The sequence below is a fragment of the Pantoea sp. UYEF8 genome (genome assembly GCF_040546285.1).
In the GTDB taxonomy this organism is placed as follows: Bacteria; Pseudomonadota; Gammaproteobacteria; order Enterobacterales; family Enterobacteriaceae; genus Pantoea; species Pantoea brenneri.
In genome coordinates this window covers 338,864-355,186 of record NZ_JBEPNM010000003.1, presented here as the reverse complement: position 1 = coordinate 355,186, position 16,323 = coordinate 338,864, and the positions used below count along the sequence as shown (strand labels likewise).

The following is a 16,323-nucleotide window of genomic DNA, read 5'->3' as shown; positions in this document are numbered from 1 at the left end:
CCACATCCTGAAGGCGCAGTTCTGCCAATATATGCCGAATCACGGCCGCCCATCGTGTTACGATTGTAACAATCAGACATTACCGGACACCACCGCGCCGGACGCCGCCTGGCCGGTTTGATATCACCGCCGGACGGTTGAGGATGAGGTTTGCGGGGTTTAGCCGTTGCAGGTAAGATTGAAAATCAGCCTGGCGGAGAGGACGCAACTCCTTAAAATCTGTTAGGTTTGTCGCGATGATTACGCCGGTTTCCGGCTCCCTCAATCAGCCCAGCAGGATACTGAACAGACAGAGATGACCATGGAAACCCGGCGCGACGAACGTATCCACAAGCTGACTCAGGCGCTTAAACGCACCGATAAACTGCATCTGAAAGACGCAGCTCAACTGCTTGGCGTGTCAGAAATGACCATTCGCCGCGATCTTAGCGAGCCCGCCTCCAGCGTGGTGCTGCTGGGCGGCTATATCGTCAGCGACCCGAAGAGCCACGCCAGCCACTACTTTGTTACCGATCAGCACGGTCAGAATGCCGCCCGAAAACAGCGGCTGGCCCAGGCTGCGGCCAGCCTGATCGGCGAAAATGACACGGTATTTTTCGACTGCGGCACCACCCTGCCTTATATCGTCGATGCGATCCCGGACACCCTGCCGTTTACCGCGATCTGCTGCGCTATGAATACCTTCCTGGCGTTAAAGGAGAAACCGGCCTGCAATGTGATCCTCAGTGGCGGCGAGTTCCACGCGGATAATGCGCTGTTCACACCGATCGGCGGCCATTCGATCCTCGACGATCTCTGTCCGACGCTGGCGTTTATCTCGGCGGCCGGGATCGACAAAGATCAGGGTGCAACCTGCTACAACACCAATGAGCTGGCGATGAAGCACCACGCGATGCTGCGGGCGCGTCAGTGCATTTTAGTGGCTGACAGCAGCAAATATGGCAAGGTGCTGCCGGCCCGCATCGCCGAACTGCGCCGCTTTGATCTGCTGGTCAGTGACAGCGCGCCCGATCAGGCGCTGCAGGACTGGCTGGCACAACAGGCGATTCCGCTGCGCCTGCCGTAAGTTCACGCCCAGCGGTTTGCCACCGCTTCGCCGTCACGCAGGCGGCGCAGGTTGTCACACACTCCGCTCAGGTTGCCCGCCAGAGAGATATCCGTGACGCCGCCAATGTGCGGCGTGGCGATGACGTTATAGCGAAACACCTCATCCTGCGGATCGGGCGGCTCCTGCCAGAATACATCCAGCCCGGCCCCGGCCAGCGACCGGTTTTTCAGCGCGCTGAGAAAGGCCGCTTTGTCGATTAATCCACCGCGACCAAGGTTGATCAGAAAGCTCTGCGGTTTCATCTGCGCCAGCGCCGTGGCGTCAATAATCTGGTGAGTCTGCGGGTTATCCGGCAGGCTGAGCACCACAAAATCGGCCTGCTGCAACAGCTGCGGCAGTTGTGTCATGTCACCCAGCCACGCCAGGCCGTGCTGGTGAGCGAAAGCCGCATCGGCTTCACGCCTGACGCCGATCATCCGCATGCCAAACGGCCTGAGCCGCGCCGCCAGTGCTTTGCCGATGCCGCCTAAACCGACCAGCCCGACCGTTTTGCCCTTCAATCCCAGGCCGACCGGCTGGCCCAGCTGCTGCTGCGCCAGGCAATCAGCGATTTCGTGATAGCGACGCGCCAGGCCAATCATCAACCAGATACCGAGTTCTGCCACCGAATCGGCATTGCCTGAGCTGTCGGACGGCACATTGGCGACCATGATGCCGCGCTGTTTCGCCGCCGCGATGTCGATCCCCTCCAGCCCGGTGCCCGCCTGCTGGATCAGCGCTAAGCGATCGGCGGTCGCCAGCAGCGCCGCGTCCACTTTGCACATGCCGGGGATCAACGCATCGAAGCCGGCGAGACTTTCGGCGGCGTGGCCTGCCGAGGCGACAAACTCCACGTCCGGTAGCCGCTGACGAATAGACGGAATCAATCCGCCCCAGGCGTGTTCATCTGCTGCGATCAATACTCTCATCGTCACTCTCCCGGTTTTTAAGGCAAAAAAGCAGCATAGTGTCGGGGTTGTGCGGAAATCAAACAGTTATCCCGAACTGCGGCACGCATCGGAATATTCGCCGCGGCCCGGCTGTGATTAGACGGTGAAAAAGGCTAAACTTCGACATCATCCAAATGACCAACAGACCCAGAGGCTCAATACAACGTGGCTCAATTCGTCTATAGCATGCACCGCGTCGGCAAAGTCGTTCCGCCGAAGCGACACATCCTGAAGAACATCTCCCTTAGCTTCTTCCCGGGCGCCAAAATCGGCGTACTCGGCCTGAACGGCGCGGGTAAATCCACCCTGCTGCGTATCATGGCCGGCATCGATAAAGATATCGAAGGGGAAGCGCGTCCGCAGCCTGGCATCAAGATTGGCTACCTGCCGCAGGAGCCGCAGCTTAACCTCGAACATACCGTGCGCGAGTCCGTTGAAGAGGCGCTGTCTGAAGTGGTTGGCGCGTTAAAACGCCTCGACGAAGTCTATGCGCTGTATGCCGAAGAGGGCGCGGACTTTGACAAACTGGCCGCTGAGCAGGGCCGTCTGGAAGAGATTATCCAGGCACATGATGGCCACAACCTGAATACCCAACTGGAACGTGCGGCAGATGCGCTGCGTCTGCCAGACTGGGAGGCGAAAATCGCCACTCTCTCCGGGGGTGAACGTCGCCGCGTCGCACTGTGCCGTCTGCTGCTGGAAAAGCCAGACATGCTGCTGCTCGACGAACCAACCAACCACCTGGACGCCGAATCTGTCGCCTGGCTGGAACGCTTCCTGCACGACTTCGAAGGCACCGTGGTGGCGATTACCCACGACCGTTACTTCCTTGATAACGTTGCCGGCTGGATTCTGGAGCTGGACCGTGGCGAAGGCATCCCGTGGGAAGGTAACTACTCTTCCTGGCTGGAGCAGAAAGATGCGCGTCTGGCGCAGGAAGCCTCTTCTGAAGCGGCCCGCCGCAAGTCGATTGAGAAAGAGCTGGAGTGGGTTCGTCAGGGCACTAAAGGCCGTCAGTCTAAGGGCAAAGCCCGTCTGGCGCGCTTCGAAGAGCTGAACAACACCGAATACCAGAAGCGTAACGAAACCAACGAACTGTTTATTCCGCCTGGCCCACGTCTGGGTGACAAAGTGCTGGAAGTCAGCAACCTGCGTAAATCGTACGGTGACCGCGTGCTGATCGACGATCTCTCGTTCTCCGTACCGAAAGGGGCGATTGTCGGCATCATCGGTCCGAACGGCGCCGGTAAATCGACGCTGTTCCGCATGATGTCCGGTCAGGAACAGCCTGATTCCGGCAGCATTGTGCTGGGCGATACCGTCAAACTGGCGTCAGTGGATCAGTTCCGTGACAGCATGGATAATTCCAAAACCGTGTGGGAAGAAGTCTCCGGCGGTCAGGACATCATGCGTATCGGCAACACCGAAATGCCAAGCCGCGCCTACGTCGGCCGCTTTAACTTCAAAGGCGTCGATCAGGGTAAACGCGTCGGTGAGCTGTCGGGCGGTGAGCGTGGTCGTCTGCATCTCGCCAAGCTGCTGCAGGTTGGCGGCAACATGTTGCTGCTCGATGAACCTACCAACGACCTGGATATCGAAACCCTGCGCGCGCTGGAAAACGCCCTGCTGGAGTTCCCAGGCTGCGCGATGGTGATCTCGCATGACCGCTGGTTCCTCGACCGCATCGCGACCCACATTCTGGACTACCAGGATGAAGGCAACATCGAATTCTTCGAAGGTAACTTCACTGAATACGAAGAGTACAAGAAGCGCACCCTCGGCGCTGAAGCGCTGGAGCCGAAGCGTATCAAGTACAAGCGTATAATTAAGTAACAGAACAGTGTTAAGGGCGGCAGCAATGCCGCCTTTTTTATTGCTCGATTAACGATAAAACTCCCTGAACACCGGCGAGTGCAGCGCGAACTCCACGAAGCGTGCCAGCGCCGGGGAATTGAGTTTACGTCCCGGATAGACCAGCCACAGCTCATTTCCTTCCATCTGCCACTCCGGCAGCACCGGCACCAGACGCGGGTCCGCCATCATTCCATCGGTGAGAAAACGCGGCAGCAGCGTGATACCGGCATCGCCGAGCGCCGACTCACGGGCATAGATCAGATTATCGGTCAGATGCGCGGGCGGCAGCAGCCAGCGATAAAATTCCTCATCCCGCTGTAATACCCATTCATTCCAGGCACGATGGGCGATGCAGCGATGGGCAGAAAGCTGTTGCGGATGAATAATGGGTGGATGCTGATCAAGATAGTGCTGCGAGGCCACCAGCAGCCGCTGGCAGTAACCGACCCGACGACCAATCAGCGATGACTCCTGCGGCTGACCGGTGCGCAGCGCCACATCAAAGCCCTCCTGCACCAGATCGCGAATATCATCTGAGATCGAAATATCCAGCGTCACATCGGGATAGAGCCGTAAAAACTCCGCATTGCAGCGCGCCAGCAGGGTTGCGCCGATGCCCGCCGGGCTGGTGATGCGCAGCCGGCCGCTGGGGTTTTCACGCAGGCTGGCGATCGCCTGATCGGCACGTTCGCTGGCCTGCATCATCTCCTGGCAGTGCAGCAGATAGCGCTCACCGGCAAAGGTCAGGTTGAGCTGGCGGGTGGTGCGATTCAGCAGCCGGATGCCGAGTCGTTGCTCCAGCTGGCTGATGCGCTGGCTGACGCTCGATTTTGGCAAACCGGCGCGTTCCGCCGCGCCGGTAAAACTGCCGCACTCCGCCACCAGCGCGAAAAGAGCCATGTCCTGCCACTGACGAAACGCCATTGTTCACCTCAGACGAACACTCTATGAAAGATTGTCCATCTTATCACCGCTAAATCCAGGTTCTACACTTAGCGTAACAACACAGGAGATCCACTATGTCTATTCGCGCTATTGCTGTTAATCCAGAGAGTCCTGAGAACTTCATTGAAATCTTCCCCGAAACCCCGACGCCAGGCGAGTACGACCTGCGGGTTGAGGTCAAAGCAGCCTCGGTCAACCCGGTCGATACCAAAGTTCACAAAGGCGCAATCAAAAACGGGCTGCAGGCACCGCGTATTCTCGGCTGGGATGCCAGCGGCGTAGTGCTGGAAGTTGGCAGCAAAGTCAGCAACTTCAAGCCGGGCGATGAAGTCTACTATGCCGGCGATCTGACCCGTGCCGGCAGTAACAGCACCGAGCAGCTGGTCGATTCACGTATCACCGGCCACAAGCCGAAGAGCCTCGACTGGGCGCAATCGGCGGCGATCCCACTGACGGCACTGACGGCGTGGGAAGGATTGTTTGAGCGACTGAATCTCGACGCGGCGACCGCAGATCAAACGCTGCTGATCGTGGGCGGCGCTGGCGGTGTCGGATCGCTGGCGATCCCCCTGGCGAAGCTGCACAGCAAGGTGAAAGTCATTGCAACAGCCTCGCGCGAAGATTCGGCGCAGTGGTGCCGCGATCGCGGTGCCGATCTGGTGATTAACTACAAAGATATGCCGGGTGAACTGGAGAAACAGGGGATTAAGCAGGTCGATTATATCTTCTGCCTCAACGATACCGACGGTCACTGGGAAACCATGGCGAAGCTGATTGCGCCGCAGGGCCACATCTGCACCATCGTTGAGAACGAGCATCCGCTGTCGATGGATCAGCTGAAGCTGAAAAGCGCTGCGCTGCACTTTGAGCTGATGTACACCCGCAGCATGTTTAACACGCCGGACATGGCGCGCCAGGGTGAAATTCTGGATGCCGTGGCAGCCTTGCTGGATGAAGGTAAGCTGCAAACCACGCTGAGTGAGACGCTGCAGGGCTTAAGCGTTGAAACGCTGAAAGCGGCCCATCAGCGGGTGCTGGAAGGCCATATGCGTGGCAAGGTCGTGATGGTCTATTAATCCGTCCGCCAGGGGGGCCGCGCCGGTCCCCCTGGTTCGATCACGGCTGGGCGTTCTTCTCGCCCAGCATCGCTCTCACCAGTTCAATGCAGCGCAGGAAACGGGTGTCGTAATCATCCTCACGCACATGCACAAAATCGATATTGTTTTCACGCAGCATCGTCACCAGCATCGACTGGAATTCGCGACGATCGACTGAACTGCCCAGACTGCGCAATCCATCCGCCACCCACGGCACATTGTTCTCAAGCAAAATGACTAAATCGAAGCGATATTCGTCGATCAGTGCCTGAACAAAGGGATGTTCGCGCCCTTCGTACTTCAGGCAGAACGCCTGGGTCGTCACGAAATCGGTGTCGATAAACGCCACCTTGTTGGCATATTTTACCGCGAAATCGATGTACTGCGCCTGACCGAGCGCGATTTTGTCGTAGTCCGAATATTGCAGCGCCATTTCATCGCCACCGAGGTGCGAAAAGACATAGTCGCGGCCATATTCCCAGGCACTGGTGGTGTTGAAAATATTAGCGAGCTTATTCACCAGCGTCGATTTGCCGCTTGATTCCCCGCCCAGTATCGCCACGGTGCGGACAAAGAACGGCTTCACTTCGGTCGGGATATATTCCCAGAAGCGGAACGGATCCTGACGGATCTGCGCGCCGCTGATGCTCATGAAAGATCGGTCGGGATCGACCAGCACCGTCCGAATCCCCAGGTGCTGCTGATACATCTCCGCATCAGGCGCTTCGCTGGTGTAAATGCAATCCGGCGCGATGCCGTGCTCGCCGAGAAACGCGCTGACCCCTTCACTCCAGACGTCCCAGCCGTGCGGATACGGCTCAATCCCCTCCTCGTTAAAGGCGTGGATACGGATGTTTTTCTGATATTTAAAGGTCTGTAGCAACCAGCGCAGTCGGTCGCTGACCGTCGGCTGCTGCGACATGGCGCTGTTATCAAACAGCTGGCGATCGCGCGGCTCGTCATAGCCCATGATGATGTGCAGCTCATCCACCTGACTACAGGCGCGCTGAATCAGATAGATATGGCCGGTGTGCAGCGGGTAAAACTTGCCGAATACCACGCCGACCGTTTTATCACGGCGCGGAAACTCCAGTCCGAGAAAGCGGTGCAGTGCTTCCAGTTTCTGCGCGCTGGGGCTTTTGATTTTGGCGTTGAGCAACTGGCTCAGATAGCCTTTGGTCATGCCGCTGGCATCAGCGACCTGTTGCAGCGTGTGGCCCTGCTGGCGAATGGCCGTTTTCAGATAATCAAACGACGACATGTCGTGCCTCCTGCGTGAATGCGTATAAGGTTGAACGCGCCGCCCTCGCCCGCTGACGGCAAGCCATCAGCGGACGCCAGCCGCATTACAGATCGTCGAGAATCGCCAGCGCGTCGGCCAGCTTCTTCGCGCTGAAAACCTGCATGCCATCGATCGGTTTTTTCGGCGCATTGCCAGCCGGCACAATGGCGCGTTTAAAGCCATGTTTCGCCGCTTCCGAAATTCGTTCCTGACCGCTGGGGACCGGACGGATTTCGCCCGCCAGCCCCACTTCGCCGAAGATCACCAGATCCTGCGGCAACGGGCGATCGCGCAGACTCGATACCATCGACAGCATCAGCGCCAGATCGGCACTGGTTTCGGTCACCTTGACCCCGCCAACCACGTTAACGAACACATCCTGGTCCGCCATCTGCAGGCCGCCATGACGATGCAGCACCGCCAGCAGAATCGCCAGACGGTTCTGTTCCAGCCCGACCGCAACGCGACGTGGATTGCCCATCATCGAATGGTCTACCAGCGCCTGAATCTCCACCAGCAGCGGACGCGTCCCTTCCCACAGCACCATCACTGAGCTGCCGGAAGTGACCTCTTCGCCGCGCGACAGGAAGATAGCCGACGGGTTGCTGACTTCACGCATTCCCTGCTCGGTCATGGCGAAAACGCCTAACTCGTTGACCGCGCCGAATCGGTTTTTATGGCTGCGCAGGGTGCGGAAGCGGGAGTCGGCATCGCCATCCAGCAGAACCGAACAGTCGATGCAGTGCTCCAGCACTTTAGGACCGGCCAGCGAGCCATCTTTGGTGACGTGACCGACCATAATGATCGCCACGCCGCGCGTTTTGGCGAAGCGCGTCAGGTAGGCGGCAGTTTCTCGCACCTGCGCCACGCTGCCCGGCGAAGACTGAATCTCCGCCATGTGCATCACCTGGATCGAGTCGATTACCATCAGCTGCGGCTGCTCCTGCTCGGCGATCAGGCAGATCTGCTCGATGCTGGTTTCCGACAGCATATTGACGTTTTCGGTGGGTAATCCCAGACGATGGGCGCGCATCGCTACCTGTTGCAGCGACTCTTCCCCGGTGACGTAGAGGGTTTTCATCCCTTCTGACAGGCGGCACATCACCTGCAACAACAGGGTCGATTTACCGGCACCCGGACTACCGCCGATTAAAATGGCGCTGCCCGGCACTACGCCGCCGCCGAGCACCCGGTCAAACTCTTTAAAGCTGGTCGAGAAGCGCGGTAGCGCCTCCAGACTGATTTCGGACAGCTTCTGTACCCGACTGGTACCGGCACTGCCCGCATAGCCGCTCAGACGCTCGTTACGCGCCGCAGCAGGCGAGGCGGCAATCCGCACCTCGGTGATGGTGTTCCAGGCGTGACAGGCGCTGCACTGCCCCTGCCAGCGTGGATAGTCTGCGCCGCATTCGTTACACACAAATGCGCGTTTTGCCGCTTTGGCCAAATCAATACCTCAGTTAACGCTCTTCATGGATCAGGCTGCCGGAGAGGATGCAGAACACCCCCATCAAATCGGCATGGCGAATGGTGACCGCAGTCTGCTCATTCACCTTAGGTTTAGCATGGTAGGCAATGCCCAGCGCTGAGGCTTTAATCATCAGCAGGTCATTGGCCCCATCGCCGACCGCGACGGTCTGTTCCGGCGCGATGTCAAAACGCTGCGCCAGCTTTTTCAGCGTATCGGCTTTGTATTGTGCGTCGACAATCGGACCCAGCAGGTTGCCGGTCAGTTTGCCGTCGCGAATTTCCAGTTCATTGGCCACTACCGCCGACAGATGCAGCTTATCGCGCAGGTATTCGGCGTAATAAGTAAAGCCGCCCGAGGCAATCGCCACCTGCCAGCCCAGCGCCTGTAATTTTTGCGTCAGGGTAGTCAGGCCCGGCATCAGCGGCAGCGCATCGCGCACCTGCTTCAGAATATTAGCATCGGCCCCCTGCAGGGTCGCCACCCGCTGACGCAGGCTGGCAGTAAAGTCGAGTTCGCCGCGCATCGCGCGTTCGGTCACTTCTGCCACCAGCTCGCCACTGCCAGCCAGTTTTGCAATCTCATCGATACACTCGATCTGAATGGCGGTCGAGTCCATATCCATCACCAGCAGGCCCGGCGTTTTCAGGTGCGGGATTTTGCCGAGTGGCGCCACGTCCAGTCCGGCGTCGTGCGCCAGTCTGCTGGCGAACGGCGTCAGCGAGCCAGCCAGGCGAATCACCTGATATTCATCTACGTTCCAGGCACTGACGATCACCATCGCCGCACCCAGCCGGTGCTGGTAATCGGTCAGCCGTTGCTTATCCAGCCCGCGGCCATACAGTAGCCAGCCAGTCCGGCCAGCGCGATAATCCAGCGGCATCACTTCATCACCGCTAAGGGAAAGGGGCAAACCCGGCCAGAGGGAAACATCGGCGGGCAGATCGCACCAGGTTAAACGATTTGGCATCACAGCTCCTGTAGGGACAACAAAACCACGCAAGAGGCTACCTTGTCTGCGCCGCTTCTGGCAACATAATCTCCAGGCTTTCTGTTGTGACGTGACACGGATTATTGATGGCTAAAACCGCACTAAAATTTCGCTTACATCGCACGGTGATCGTTCTGATCTCAATGGCACTGCTGGTGGCCCTGATGCAGGGTGCCTCCTGGTTCAGTCTTGGCCATCAAATGGCACGGTCTGAACAGGTTGAGGAGCTGGCGCATACCCTGACCAATCAGGTGGCGTTCAGCCTGAAGCCCCTGATGGACAACAGCGAAAATAACCGCAACCAGATTGAAGCCATTCTCAATCAGATGACCGCTAACAGCCGCATTCTCGACGCCTCGGTGTATGACGGCGACGGCAGCTTAGTGGCGCACAGCGGTGAAAACATCAACGTGCGCGACCGGCTGGCGCTGGACGGCAAACGCGCTGGCAGCTACTTCAATCATCAGATTGTGCAGCCGCTGGCGGGTAACGACGGCCCGCTTGGCTTTTTGCGCGTTACGCTCGATACCCACGTGCTGGTCACCGAATCGCGTCAGGTGGATAACACCACCAATATTTTGCGCTTGATGATGCTGCTGGCGCTGGCGATCGGCATTATTCTCTCCCGCACCCTGCTGCGCCATCGCCGTACCCGCTGGCAGCAATCGCCGTTCCTGCTCACCGCCAGCACACCGGTGAAAGAGGATCGCGATGAGGACGACGAGAAGAAAGAGTAACGCTCCGGCTGCGGTAAAGATAAAACGAAAAGGCCCGCTATGCGGACCTTTTTTATGCTGCCAATTTAGATTTGCGAGGCGGCTTCCGTCAGCCGATCAGCAGCGCTTCCAGCTCGTTCAGCGATTTGACCTGCCAGGTCGGATGGATATGTTGCGGCAGCGGTCGGGTGCCGTGATCGAGCCAGCAGGTTTTCAGACCGGCATTGATCCCGCCGAGAATATCTGACTCCGGGGTATCCCCCACCATCAGCACCCGCTGACGATCCGGGTTGCCCATCTGCTTCAGCGCATAATCAAAAATTTCTGCGGCCGGTTTCGGCACGCCCACCTGCTCTGAGATCACCAGCGCGGAAAAATAGTCACGAAAACCGGTACGTTCCAGCCGTATCTGCTGCAACGCGGTAAAACCGTTGGTGATGATGCCCATCTTCACCCGGCCATGCAGCCGGTTCATCAGGCTGACCGCGCCCGGCAGCGGGGTGCAGATCTCGCCCATCGCGCTGAGAAAACCGCTGTTCAGAACCTCCGGCGCTACGCTGAGCTTTTCGCTCCAGTGATTAAAACGCTGAGTCTGCAGCTGTAGCGCTGAAATGGTACCGTTCTGATAATCGACCCACAGCGGCTTGTTAACCGCCTGGTAGTCGGCGTAATCCTGATCGGTAAACTGCACGTCGTAGCCGGCGAACAGACGCTGCAAACCGGCATAGGCGTCGAAGTGAAAAAGGGTATCGTCTGCATCAAACAGGATGCAATCCCAGTTATCTGACATCAAAGCTCCTTAACACCGCTACAGCGTCAGCGCCATGATGATGGCATCTTCACGACCGCTGGCAGTGGGATAATAGTTTGGGCGACGACTGACCTGGTTAAATTCCAGCTGCTGGTAGAGCGCAATGGCGGGCAGATTTGAAGCCCGCACTTCCAGCCACAGCGTCAGCACGTCGCGTTTAATCAGTTCATCAATCAGATGCTGTAACAGCTGGCGGCCAAATCCCCGGCGCTGCCAGGCGGGATCGACCGCAATGTTGAACAGCGAGGCTTCATCCAGCACCACCTGAGTGATGGCGAAGGCGGCCATTTGACCGTCGACGTCGAGCCGCAAATTAAGAAAGCGTTCGCCCTGATTTCTGGCAAAGGTCTGTTCACTCCATGGAAAGGCGTGACTACGACACTCGATGGCGAAGGCCTGCGCCCGATCGTCAGGGGTGAGAAAAGAGATGGCTGTCATGGTTACACATCTGTTGCCAGAGCGCGCGTTTGGCGGCGCCGCTGCTGATCAGTTCATTGAAGGAAGCGCTGGTTAATGCCACGCCGTTAAAGGTTTGTTCACTCTCAACGCCGAGCAGCCATCCTGCGCAATGCAGCGTCTCCGGCAGCATTTGCAGCTGGTCCGGCGTCACGGTCATCACCTGAGCCGGTTGCAGATTAAGCGTATGTAGCACGTCGCGCATCAGCGGTTCGTGCAGGCCGGGGGGTGTCTCAGCCACGATAATCAGCTGCGTCTCCGGTGCCAGCGTGACGGCAATTTCGCCCTGAAGCACGCGCGGGCGGCGCAGCTGATACTGCGTAATTCCCATTTGCTGTAAAAGCCAGTCGCGCCTGGACGTCATGGTGTTACCTGTTCTGCTGCCTGAATGCGACGCTATGCTAGCAAACCCATCGAACATGCGCCAACAAACCACTATAATCCCCGCTCAGATCTTACAGGAGCCCCACATGTCTGCTTTTACCCCGGCCAGCGAAGTCATTCTGCGCCACAGTGATGAATTTACCGCCCGCCATGTTTTATTTGCTGGCGATCTGCAGGATGACCTGCCCGCTCAGCTGGAAACCGCCTCTTCGCGGGTGCATACCCAGCAATATCATCACTGGCAAAACCTGAGCCACCGTATGGGCGAACAGGCGCGTTATGGACTGGTTGCGCAGGCGGAGGATGTGCAGGGCTGCGATACGCTGGTCTATTTCTGGACCAAGAACAAACCGGAAGTGCAGTTCCAGCTGCAAAACCTGCTGTCACTGCTGCCGGTGGGCTGCGATGTGTTCGTGGTGGGTGAAAACCGCAGCGGCGTGCGCAGTGCCGAAGGGATGCTGGAACAGTGGGTCACGCTGGAGAAGATCGACAGCGCACGTCGCTGTGGCCTCTATCACGGCCGCCTTGATCGGCAGCCGACCTTCGACGCCAGCGCCTTTGGTCATACCTATCAGCTGAACGATCTGACCGTGCATACCCTGCCGGGCGTGTTCAGCCGCGACGGCCTGGATAGCGGCAGTGCACTGCTGCTCTCGACCTTCACCGCACATACCAAAGGCAAGGTGCTGGATATCGGTTGTGGTGCCGGAGTGCTTGCCGCGTCGTTGCCGGCGCGTTCGCCAAAAGTCCGTCTGTGGCTGTGCGACGTGCACGCCGCGGCAATTGAAGCGAGTAAAGCGACGCTGGCCGCCAACGGTCTGGAAGGCGAAGTGTTCGCCAGTAACGTCTTCTCGGACGTGACCGGCCGTTTCGACATGATTATCTCGAATCCGCCGTTCCATGAAGGCACCCAGACCAGTCTGGATGCGGCACAGACGCTGATCCGCGGCGCAGTGAAGCATCTCAATACCGGTGGCGAGCTGCGTATCGTGGCTAACGCCTTCCTGCCCTACCCGCAGGTGCTGGATGAAACCTTTGGCAGTCACGAAGTGCTGGCGCAAACCGGCCGCTTCAAAGTTTATCGTGCCGTTTACGGTCGCGGTGCCAAAGCGCGTTAAGACTTTTTCCGCTGTTTAACCGCGTCGCCGGGCTGAAAACGTTGCTTTTTACAGCGATCGTTTCAGCCCGACAAAATAGTTGTTGACGCATTGAGTAAAATCTCTAGAATGCGCCTCCGTGGTTGTAACATTCTCAAGGTGTTACGGGTATGCGAAGGTGGCGGAATTGGTAGACGCGCTAGCTTCAGGTGTTAGTGTCTTAACGGACGTGAGGGTTCAAGTCCCTCTCTTCGCACCAAAATCACAAGTTTCATATCGCGAGCACTGCGCGAAGGTGGCGGAATTGGTAGACGCGCTAGCTTCAGGTGTTAGTGTCTTAACGGACGTGAGGGTTCAAGTCCCTCTCTTCGCACCATTGCGGTGATATGAACAGACAACTCGATGCGAAGGTGGCGGAATTGGTAGACGCGCTAGCTTCAGGTGTTAGTGTCTTAACGGACGTGAGGGTTCAAGTCCCTCTCTTCGCACCAACGTTGTCATCTCCCTGCTTTAGTTCCCCTTTATGATCGTTTCTGTTACCGCAACCCGGTTACACGCTGTTCACTCCCTGCCTTTAATTCAGATGAAAATTCACTGACACTGCCGCCAGTCCGCCCGCTAATGCCAGACAGGATGGCAGCAGCAGATAATGACGTAAGCGCTGGTTAAACAGCATGACAATGGTCAGCAGCAGCGCCACGATCATCACCACCCGCCACTGGCTGAAGCTCGGTCCCCATAACGCGAACAATGGCATTGCGGCGCACGGCAGCAGAACGCCCCAGGCGCTATCCAGTTTCTTCCCCATCACCCAGCTAAATCCCCACAGGCCGCAGGCGGCAATAATGGCCATCCCCATGATCCGAACCTCAAATGATAAGCATTCCCATTATCATATGACAGTTTTGTGCCTTATGCAGCCTGTTTTTGACTGGCCCGGCCAGGAAGATGACAGACCAGTTGGAAAATGCTAGATTGCGGCCGATAACACTATTAATAACAGCAATAATTTGCTCACTGTCCGGTAAAGCGCTTTACCGGTTTGCGCTTTGATATTTCAGGGCCGTTACGAGTATTTATAATGAAATTACAATCTTATGAAGAACTGAAACACAGCAAATATCGGCTTTCGCTCATGCTTTTGTTGTTTCTTAACGTTGTTATTACACTATTCTGCTGGGCGCCGGTCAGAAAAAGCGAAATGACGTTACCGGTAATTTGCGTCGCTATTTTCAGTAGCGCAATATTATGTCTTTGTTTAATCCGTCCTAAACTAAAATTACCGTTATTAAATCCGGTGTCTTTTATACTGGGTGCTCTCTGGGCCTGGCACATTAACTATCGCTTTCATCAGGCATCTTATTTTGATGATGGCTTTCTGATTATCAGTTTGCTCAGCGTTTTTTTTATCAGCGCCATCGCTCTGAGCGATCATCTGCTGGCGTTTTGCCTGCATATCACCCCGCCGGTGGTCACCGTATTGCTGCTGGATAAGGGGGAACACCTGCCGCTGATCCTGCTGAACATCACCCTGCCGCTGATTGGTTTTTCGTTGCAGCATCTGATGCGTCGTCGCGCCGATAACTTTACCCTGCGCCTGATGCGCCAGCTGTATCAGGAGAAAGAAGCCTTCAGTGACCTCAGCATGCTCGATCCGCTCACCGGACTGTATAATCGCCGCGGGCTGAAAAACCGGCTCGACAATATTCTGGAAAACCATGCAGGCAGTCATTATGTCCTGCTGCTGGATATCGATCATTTCAAAGCCTATAACGACAATTACGGTCATGCGATGGGTGACCAGGCGCTGGCGCGGGTGTCGGTGGCCATTCGCGATGCGGTGCGTTCACGGGATGTGGTTACCCGTTATGGCGGCGAAGAATTTCTGGTGCTGATGACAAACGTCAACAGTTCCATTGCAATGAAACTGGCGGAGCGAATTCGTCAGTATGTGGTCGATTTAGAAATTCCCCACCGCTTTAATGAAAAAGTTTCGACCCATGTAACGATTAGCGCCGGCATTGCGCCTATTTATGATAATGAATTTGATCAGGCGGTAGCGAACGCTGACCGCGCATTATATGTGGCTAAAAATCAGGGAAGAAATACCATTCTCGCCTGGGAAGATTTACCTAAAGCGCATCATCCAACGTCCGGCGAACACGCGTAATACCCTTGCGTATTAAGCGGCTATTATTATGCCGTAACCGCGGTATAGCGGATTTTTATTCTATTAGTTCCTGTTCCTGACTTATTTACTCTCCCCGGCCAGCCGCCCTTTCCTGCTGATGTTTTGTACGGCTTGAAGAGTGAATCAATAACGATTATCATTTGCTTTCTTATCTACTCTTTCGCGAGTCGACATGGCAACCGTAACCGCTCAGGAAAATCGCTTTAGCTCCCAGTCGATGATCTTCCGGCAAAACGACCGTCCGCTGGCGGAAAGTTTGCAGCAACGGCTATTGCAGCAGCCTGACTATCTGCAGCAGTCGATTAAGCTCGATCAGCCTGCCGCGCCCGATTGCCTGACGCTCGCCGACTGGTCACAGCCCGCCGTGTTTACGCCGCTGATTCAGCGTTACAGCGACTATCTCTATCGCGATCATCCTGATGCCGTGCGGGAAGCAAAACCGGTGCTGTCACTGTGGGCGCAGTGGTATTTTGGTCTGCTGCTGCCGCCACTGATGATCGCCCTGCTGCAGGAGTCGCGCGCGCTCGACTGCTCGCCCGAGCATATCCGGGTGGAGTTTCAGCATGGACATCCCGCCGCGTTCTGGATTGCGGTGCAGGAGGATGAGGATGCGCACTACCTGAATGCACAGCAGCGCCTCGATCGGCTGATACAGCAGCATCTGATCCCGGTAGTGAACAGCATTACCCGCCACGGCGATATCAATGCCAGGCTGATCTGGAACAACATGGGCTTTTCGTTTCAGTGGTTCCTCGGCGAGCTAAAAAACACCCTCGGTGAGCTGCCGGTGGCACAACTGGAACAGGCGCTGTTCTTCAACCAGCAGCTGCTGGATGGCAGCGATAATCCGCTCTACCGCACTATGATCCCCCGCAACGGCGAACTGGTCCGTCGCAGCTGCTGCCAGCGTTACCGCATCCCCGATGTGGCGCAATGCGGCAACTGCACCTTAAGCAGCAGCTGATCGCGACGCATTCTGTCACTAAATCTCCGT

General features: G+C 57.0%; 16 protein-coding genes and 3 tRNA genes. 10 read left to right on the top strand and 9 right to left on the bottom strand.

The window, feature by feature from the left end; genetic code table 11:
• Window positions 1-301: 301 nt before the first annotated feature.
• Entirely contained in the window at window positions 302-1,066 is a 765-nt protein-coding gene (deoR, locus tag ABIB18_RS07970; protein ID WP_031376040.1) for a DNA-binding transcriptional repressor DeoR, read from the top strand.
• Between the two features lie 2 nt (window positions 1,067-1,068).
• Here the strand turns inward: deoR and ABIB18_RS07965 are convergent, their stop codons facing one another.
• Window positions 1,069-2,016 (bottom strand): 2-hydroxyacid dehydrogenase, encoded by a 948-nt coding sequence (locus tag ABIB18_RS07965; protein ID WP_354473940.1) that lies wholly within the window; start codon window positions 2,014-2,016, stop codon window positions 1,069-1,071.
• A gap of 186 nt (window positions 2,017-2,202) precedes the next feature.
• Here ABIB18_RS07965 and ettA point away from each other — a divergent pair, with 186 nt between their 5' ends.
• Window positions 2,203-3,870 carry an energy-dependent translational throttle protein EttA gene (gene ettA, locus ABIB18_RS07960; RefSeq protein ID WP_072051008.1) on the top strand — a complete coding sequence of 556 codons (1,668 nt, stop codon included), beginning with the start codon at window positions 2,203-2,205 and terminating at the stop codon, window positions 3,868-3,870.
• 48 nt (window positions 3,871-3,918) lie between these two features.
• On the opposite strand, the gene ABIB18_RS07955 is transcribed toward ettA, so the two are convergent.
• Complete coding sequence (locus tag ABIB18_RS07955) at window positions 3,919-4,815, bottom strand: LysR family transcriptional regulator (RefSeq protein WP_031376043.1); 897 nt, start codon at window positions 4,813-4,815, stop codon at window positions 3,919-3,921.
• A gap of 95 nt (window positions 4,816-4,910) precedes the next feature.
• On the opposite strand from ABIB18_RS07955, the gene ABIB18_RS07950 reads away from it, so the two are divergent.
• Window positions 4,911-5,912 (top strand): zinc-binding alcohol dehydrogenase family protein, encoded by a 1,002-nt coding sequence (locus ABIB18_RS07950; protein WP_031376044.1) that lies wholly within the window; start codon window positions 4,911-4,913, stop codon window positions 5,910-5,912.
• A 40-nt stretch (window positions 5,913-5,952) separates the two neighbouring features.
• On the opposite strand, the gene nadR is transcribed toward ABIB18_RS07950, so the two are convergent.
• The 3 genes from nadR to serB all read right to left on the bottom strand — a co-directional run bounded on the left by nadR (window position 5,953) and on the right by serB (window position 9,653).
• The gene (gene nadR / locus ABIB18_RS07945) at window positions 5,953-7,194 is read right to left on the bottom strand and encodes a multifunctional transcriptional regulator/nicotinamide-nucleotide adenylyltransferase/ribosylnicotinamide kinase NadR (protein WP_031376045.1); all 1,242 of its coding nucleotides are present in this window, start codon (window positions 7,192-7,194) and stop codon (window positions 5,953-5,955) included.
• Window positions 7,195-7,279: 85 nt separating this feature from the next.
• Window positions 7,280-8,662, bottom strand: a complete 1,383-nt coding sequence (radA, locus tag ABIB18_RS07940; RefSeq protein WP_031376046.1) for a DNA repair protein RadA — start codon at window positions 8,660-8,662, stop codon at window positions 7,280-7,282.
• Between the two features lie 13 nt (window positions 8,663-8,675).
• Window positions 8,676-9,653, bottom strand: a complete 978-nt coding sequence (gene serB, locus ABIB18_RS07935) for a phosphoserine phosphatase (protein WP_031376047.1) — start codon at window positions 9,651-9,653, stop codon at window positions 8,676-8,678.
• Window positions 9,654-9,760: 107 nt separating this feature from the next.
• On the opposite strand from serB, the gene ABIB18_RS07930 reads away from it, so the two are divergent.
• Window positions 9,761-10,411 carry a YtjB family periplasmic protein gene (locus ABIB18_RS07930; RefSeq protein WP_046289178.1) on the top strand — a complete coding sequence of 217 codons (651 nt, stop codon included), beginning with the start codon at window positions 9,761-9,763 and terminating at the stop codon, window positions 10,409-10,411.
• Window positions 10,412-10,499: 88 nt separating this feature from the next.
• Here ABIB18_RS07930 and yjjG read toward each other — a convergent pair whose 3' ends face one another.
• From yjjG to ABIB18_RS07915, 3 genes are read right to left on the bottom strand one after another with little or no spacing between them, the layout of a single operon-like run.
• Window positions 10,500-11,180 (bottom strand): pyrimidine 5'-nucleotidase, encoded by a 681-nt coding sequence (yjjG, locus tag ABIB18_RS07925; protein ID WP_069728463.1) that lies wholly within the window; start codon window positions 11,178-11,180, stop codon window positions 10,500-10,502.
• Window positions 11,181-11,198: 18 nt separating this feature from the next.
• Window positions 11,199-11,639, bottom strand: coding sequence for a ribosomal protein S18-alanine N-acetyltransferase (gene rimI, locus ABIB18_RS07920; RefSeq protein WP_031376049.1), 441 nt, complete (start codon window positions 11,637-11,639; stop codon window positions 11,199-11,201).
• The gene (locus tag ABIB18_RS07915; protein WP_069728464.1) at window positions 11,611-12,021 is read right to left on the bottom strand and encodes a DNA polymerase III subunit psi; all 411 of its coding nucleotides are present in this window, start codon (window positions 12,019-12,021) and stop codon (window positions 11,611-11,613) included. The genes rimI and ABIB18_RS07915 overlap by 29 nt, the downstream gene beginning before the upstream one ends.
• Before the next feature lie 106 nt (window positions 12,022-12,127).
• On the opposite strand from ABIB18_RS07915, the gene rsmC reads away from it, so the two are divergent.
• From rsmC to ABIB18_RS07895, 4 genes are all read left to right on the top strand, one after another.
• Entirely contained in the window at window positions 12,128-13,159 is a 1,032-nt protein-coding gene (gene rsmC / locus ABIB18_RS07910; RefSeq protein WP_069728465.1) for a 16S rRNA (guanine(1207)-N(2))-methyltransferase RsmC, read from the top strand.
• A gap of 151 nt (window positions 13,160-13,310) precedes the next feature.
• Window positions 13,311-13,397 (top strand) — tRNA-Leu (locus tag ABIB18_RS07905).
• 30 nt (window positions 13,398-13,427) lie between these two features.
• A tRNA-Leu gene (locus tag ABIB18_RS07900) sits at window positions 13,428-13,514 on the top strand.
• Window positions 13,515-13,542: 28 nt separating this feature from the next.
• Window positions 13,543-13,629: transfer RNA gene (locus ABIB18_RS07895), tRNA-Leu, on the top strand.
• 83 nt (window positions 13,630-13,712) lie between these two features.
• Here the strand turns inward: ABIB18_RS07895 and ABIB18_RS07890 are convergent.
• Complete coding sequence (locus ABIB18_RS07890; protein WP_031376351.1) at window positions 13,713-13,997, bottom strand: DUF1435 domain-containing protein; 285 nt, start codon at window positions 13,995-13,997, stop codon at window positions 13,713-13,715.
• Between the two features lie 222 nt (window positions 13,998-14,219).
• On the opposite strand from ABIB18_RS07890, the gene ABIB18_RS07885 reads away from it, so the two are divergent.
• Window positions 14,220-15,308, top strand: coding sequence for a GGDEF domain-containing protein (locus ABIB18_RS07885; protein ID WP_094106334.1), 1,089 nt, complete (start codon window positions 14,220-14,222; stop codon window positions 15,306-15,308).
• Window positions 15,309-15,501: 193 nt separating this feature from the next.
• Entirely contained in the window at window positions 15,502-16,293 is a 792-nt protein-coding gene (gene fhuF / locus ABIB18_RS07880) for a siderophore-iron reductase FhuF (RefSeq protein WP_031376349.1), read from the top strand.
• Window positions 16,294-16,323 lie beyond the last annotated feature (30 nt).

Bases quoted from the DNA above. Each gene is read 5' to 3' on its own strand.
- deoR (WP_031376040.1), top strand. From the start codon at position 302: ATGGAAACCCGGCGCGACGAACGTATCCACAAGCTGACTCAGGCGCTT.
- yjjG (WP_069728463.1), bottom strand. From the start codon at position 11,180: ATGTCAGATAACTGGGATTGCATCCTGTTTGATGCAGACGATACCCTT.
- rsmC (WP_069728465.1), top strand. From the start codon at position 12,128: ATGTCTGCTTTTACCCCGGCCAGCGAAGTCATTCTGCGCCACAGTGAT.
- ABIB18_RS07890 (WP_031376351.1), bottom strand. From the start codon at position 13,997: ATGGGGATGGCCATTATTGCCGCCTGCGGCCTGTGGGGATTTAGCTGG.
- fhuF (WP_031376349.1), top strand. From the start codon at position 15,502: ATGGCAACCGTAACCGCTCAGGAAAATCGCTTTAGCTCCCAGTCGATG.
- ABIB18_RS07915 (WP_069728464.1), bottom strand. From the start codon at position 12,021: ATGACGTCCAGGCGCGACTGGCTTTTACAGCAAATGGGAATTACGCAG.
- nadR (WP_031376045.1), bottom strand. From the start codon at position 7,194: ATGTCGTCGTTTGATTATCTGAAAACGGCCATTCGCCAGCAGGGCCAC.
- ABIB18_RS07965 (WP_354473940.1), bottom strand. From the start codon at position 2,016: ATGAGAGTATTGATCGCAGCAGATGAACACGCCTGGGGCGGATTGATT.
- rimI (WP_031376049.1), bottom strand. From the start codon at position 11,639: ATGACAGCCATCTCTTTTCTCACCCCTGACGATCGGGCGCAGGCCTTC.
- ABIB18_RS07950 (WP_031376044.1), top strand. From the start codon at position 4,911: ATGTCTATTCGCGCTATTGCTGTTAATCCAGAGAGTCCTGAGAACTTC.
- ABIB18_RS07930 (WP_046289178.1), top strand. From the start codon at position 9,761: ATGGCTAAAACCGCACTAAAATTTCGCTTACATCGCACGGTGATCGTT.
- ABIB18_RS07955 (WP_031376043.1), bottom strand. From the start codon at position 4,815: ATGGCGTTTCGTCAGTGGCAGGACATGGCTCTTTTCGCGCTGGTGGCG.
- serB (WP_031376047.1), bottom strand. From the start codon at position 9,653: ATGCCAAATCGTTTAACCTGGTGCGATCTGCCCGCCGATGTTTCCCTC.
- ABIB18_RS07885 (WP_094106334.1), top strand. From the start codon at position 14,220: ATGAAATTACAATCTTATGAAGAACTGAAACACAGCAAATATCGGCTT.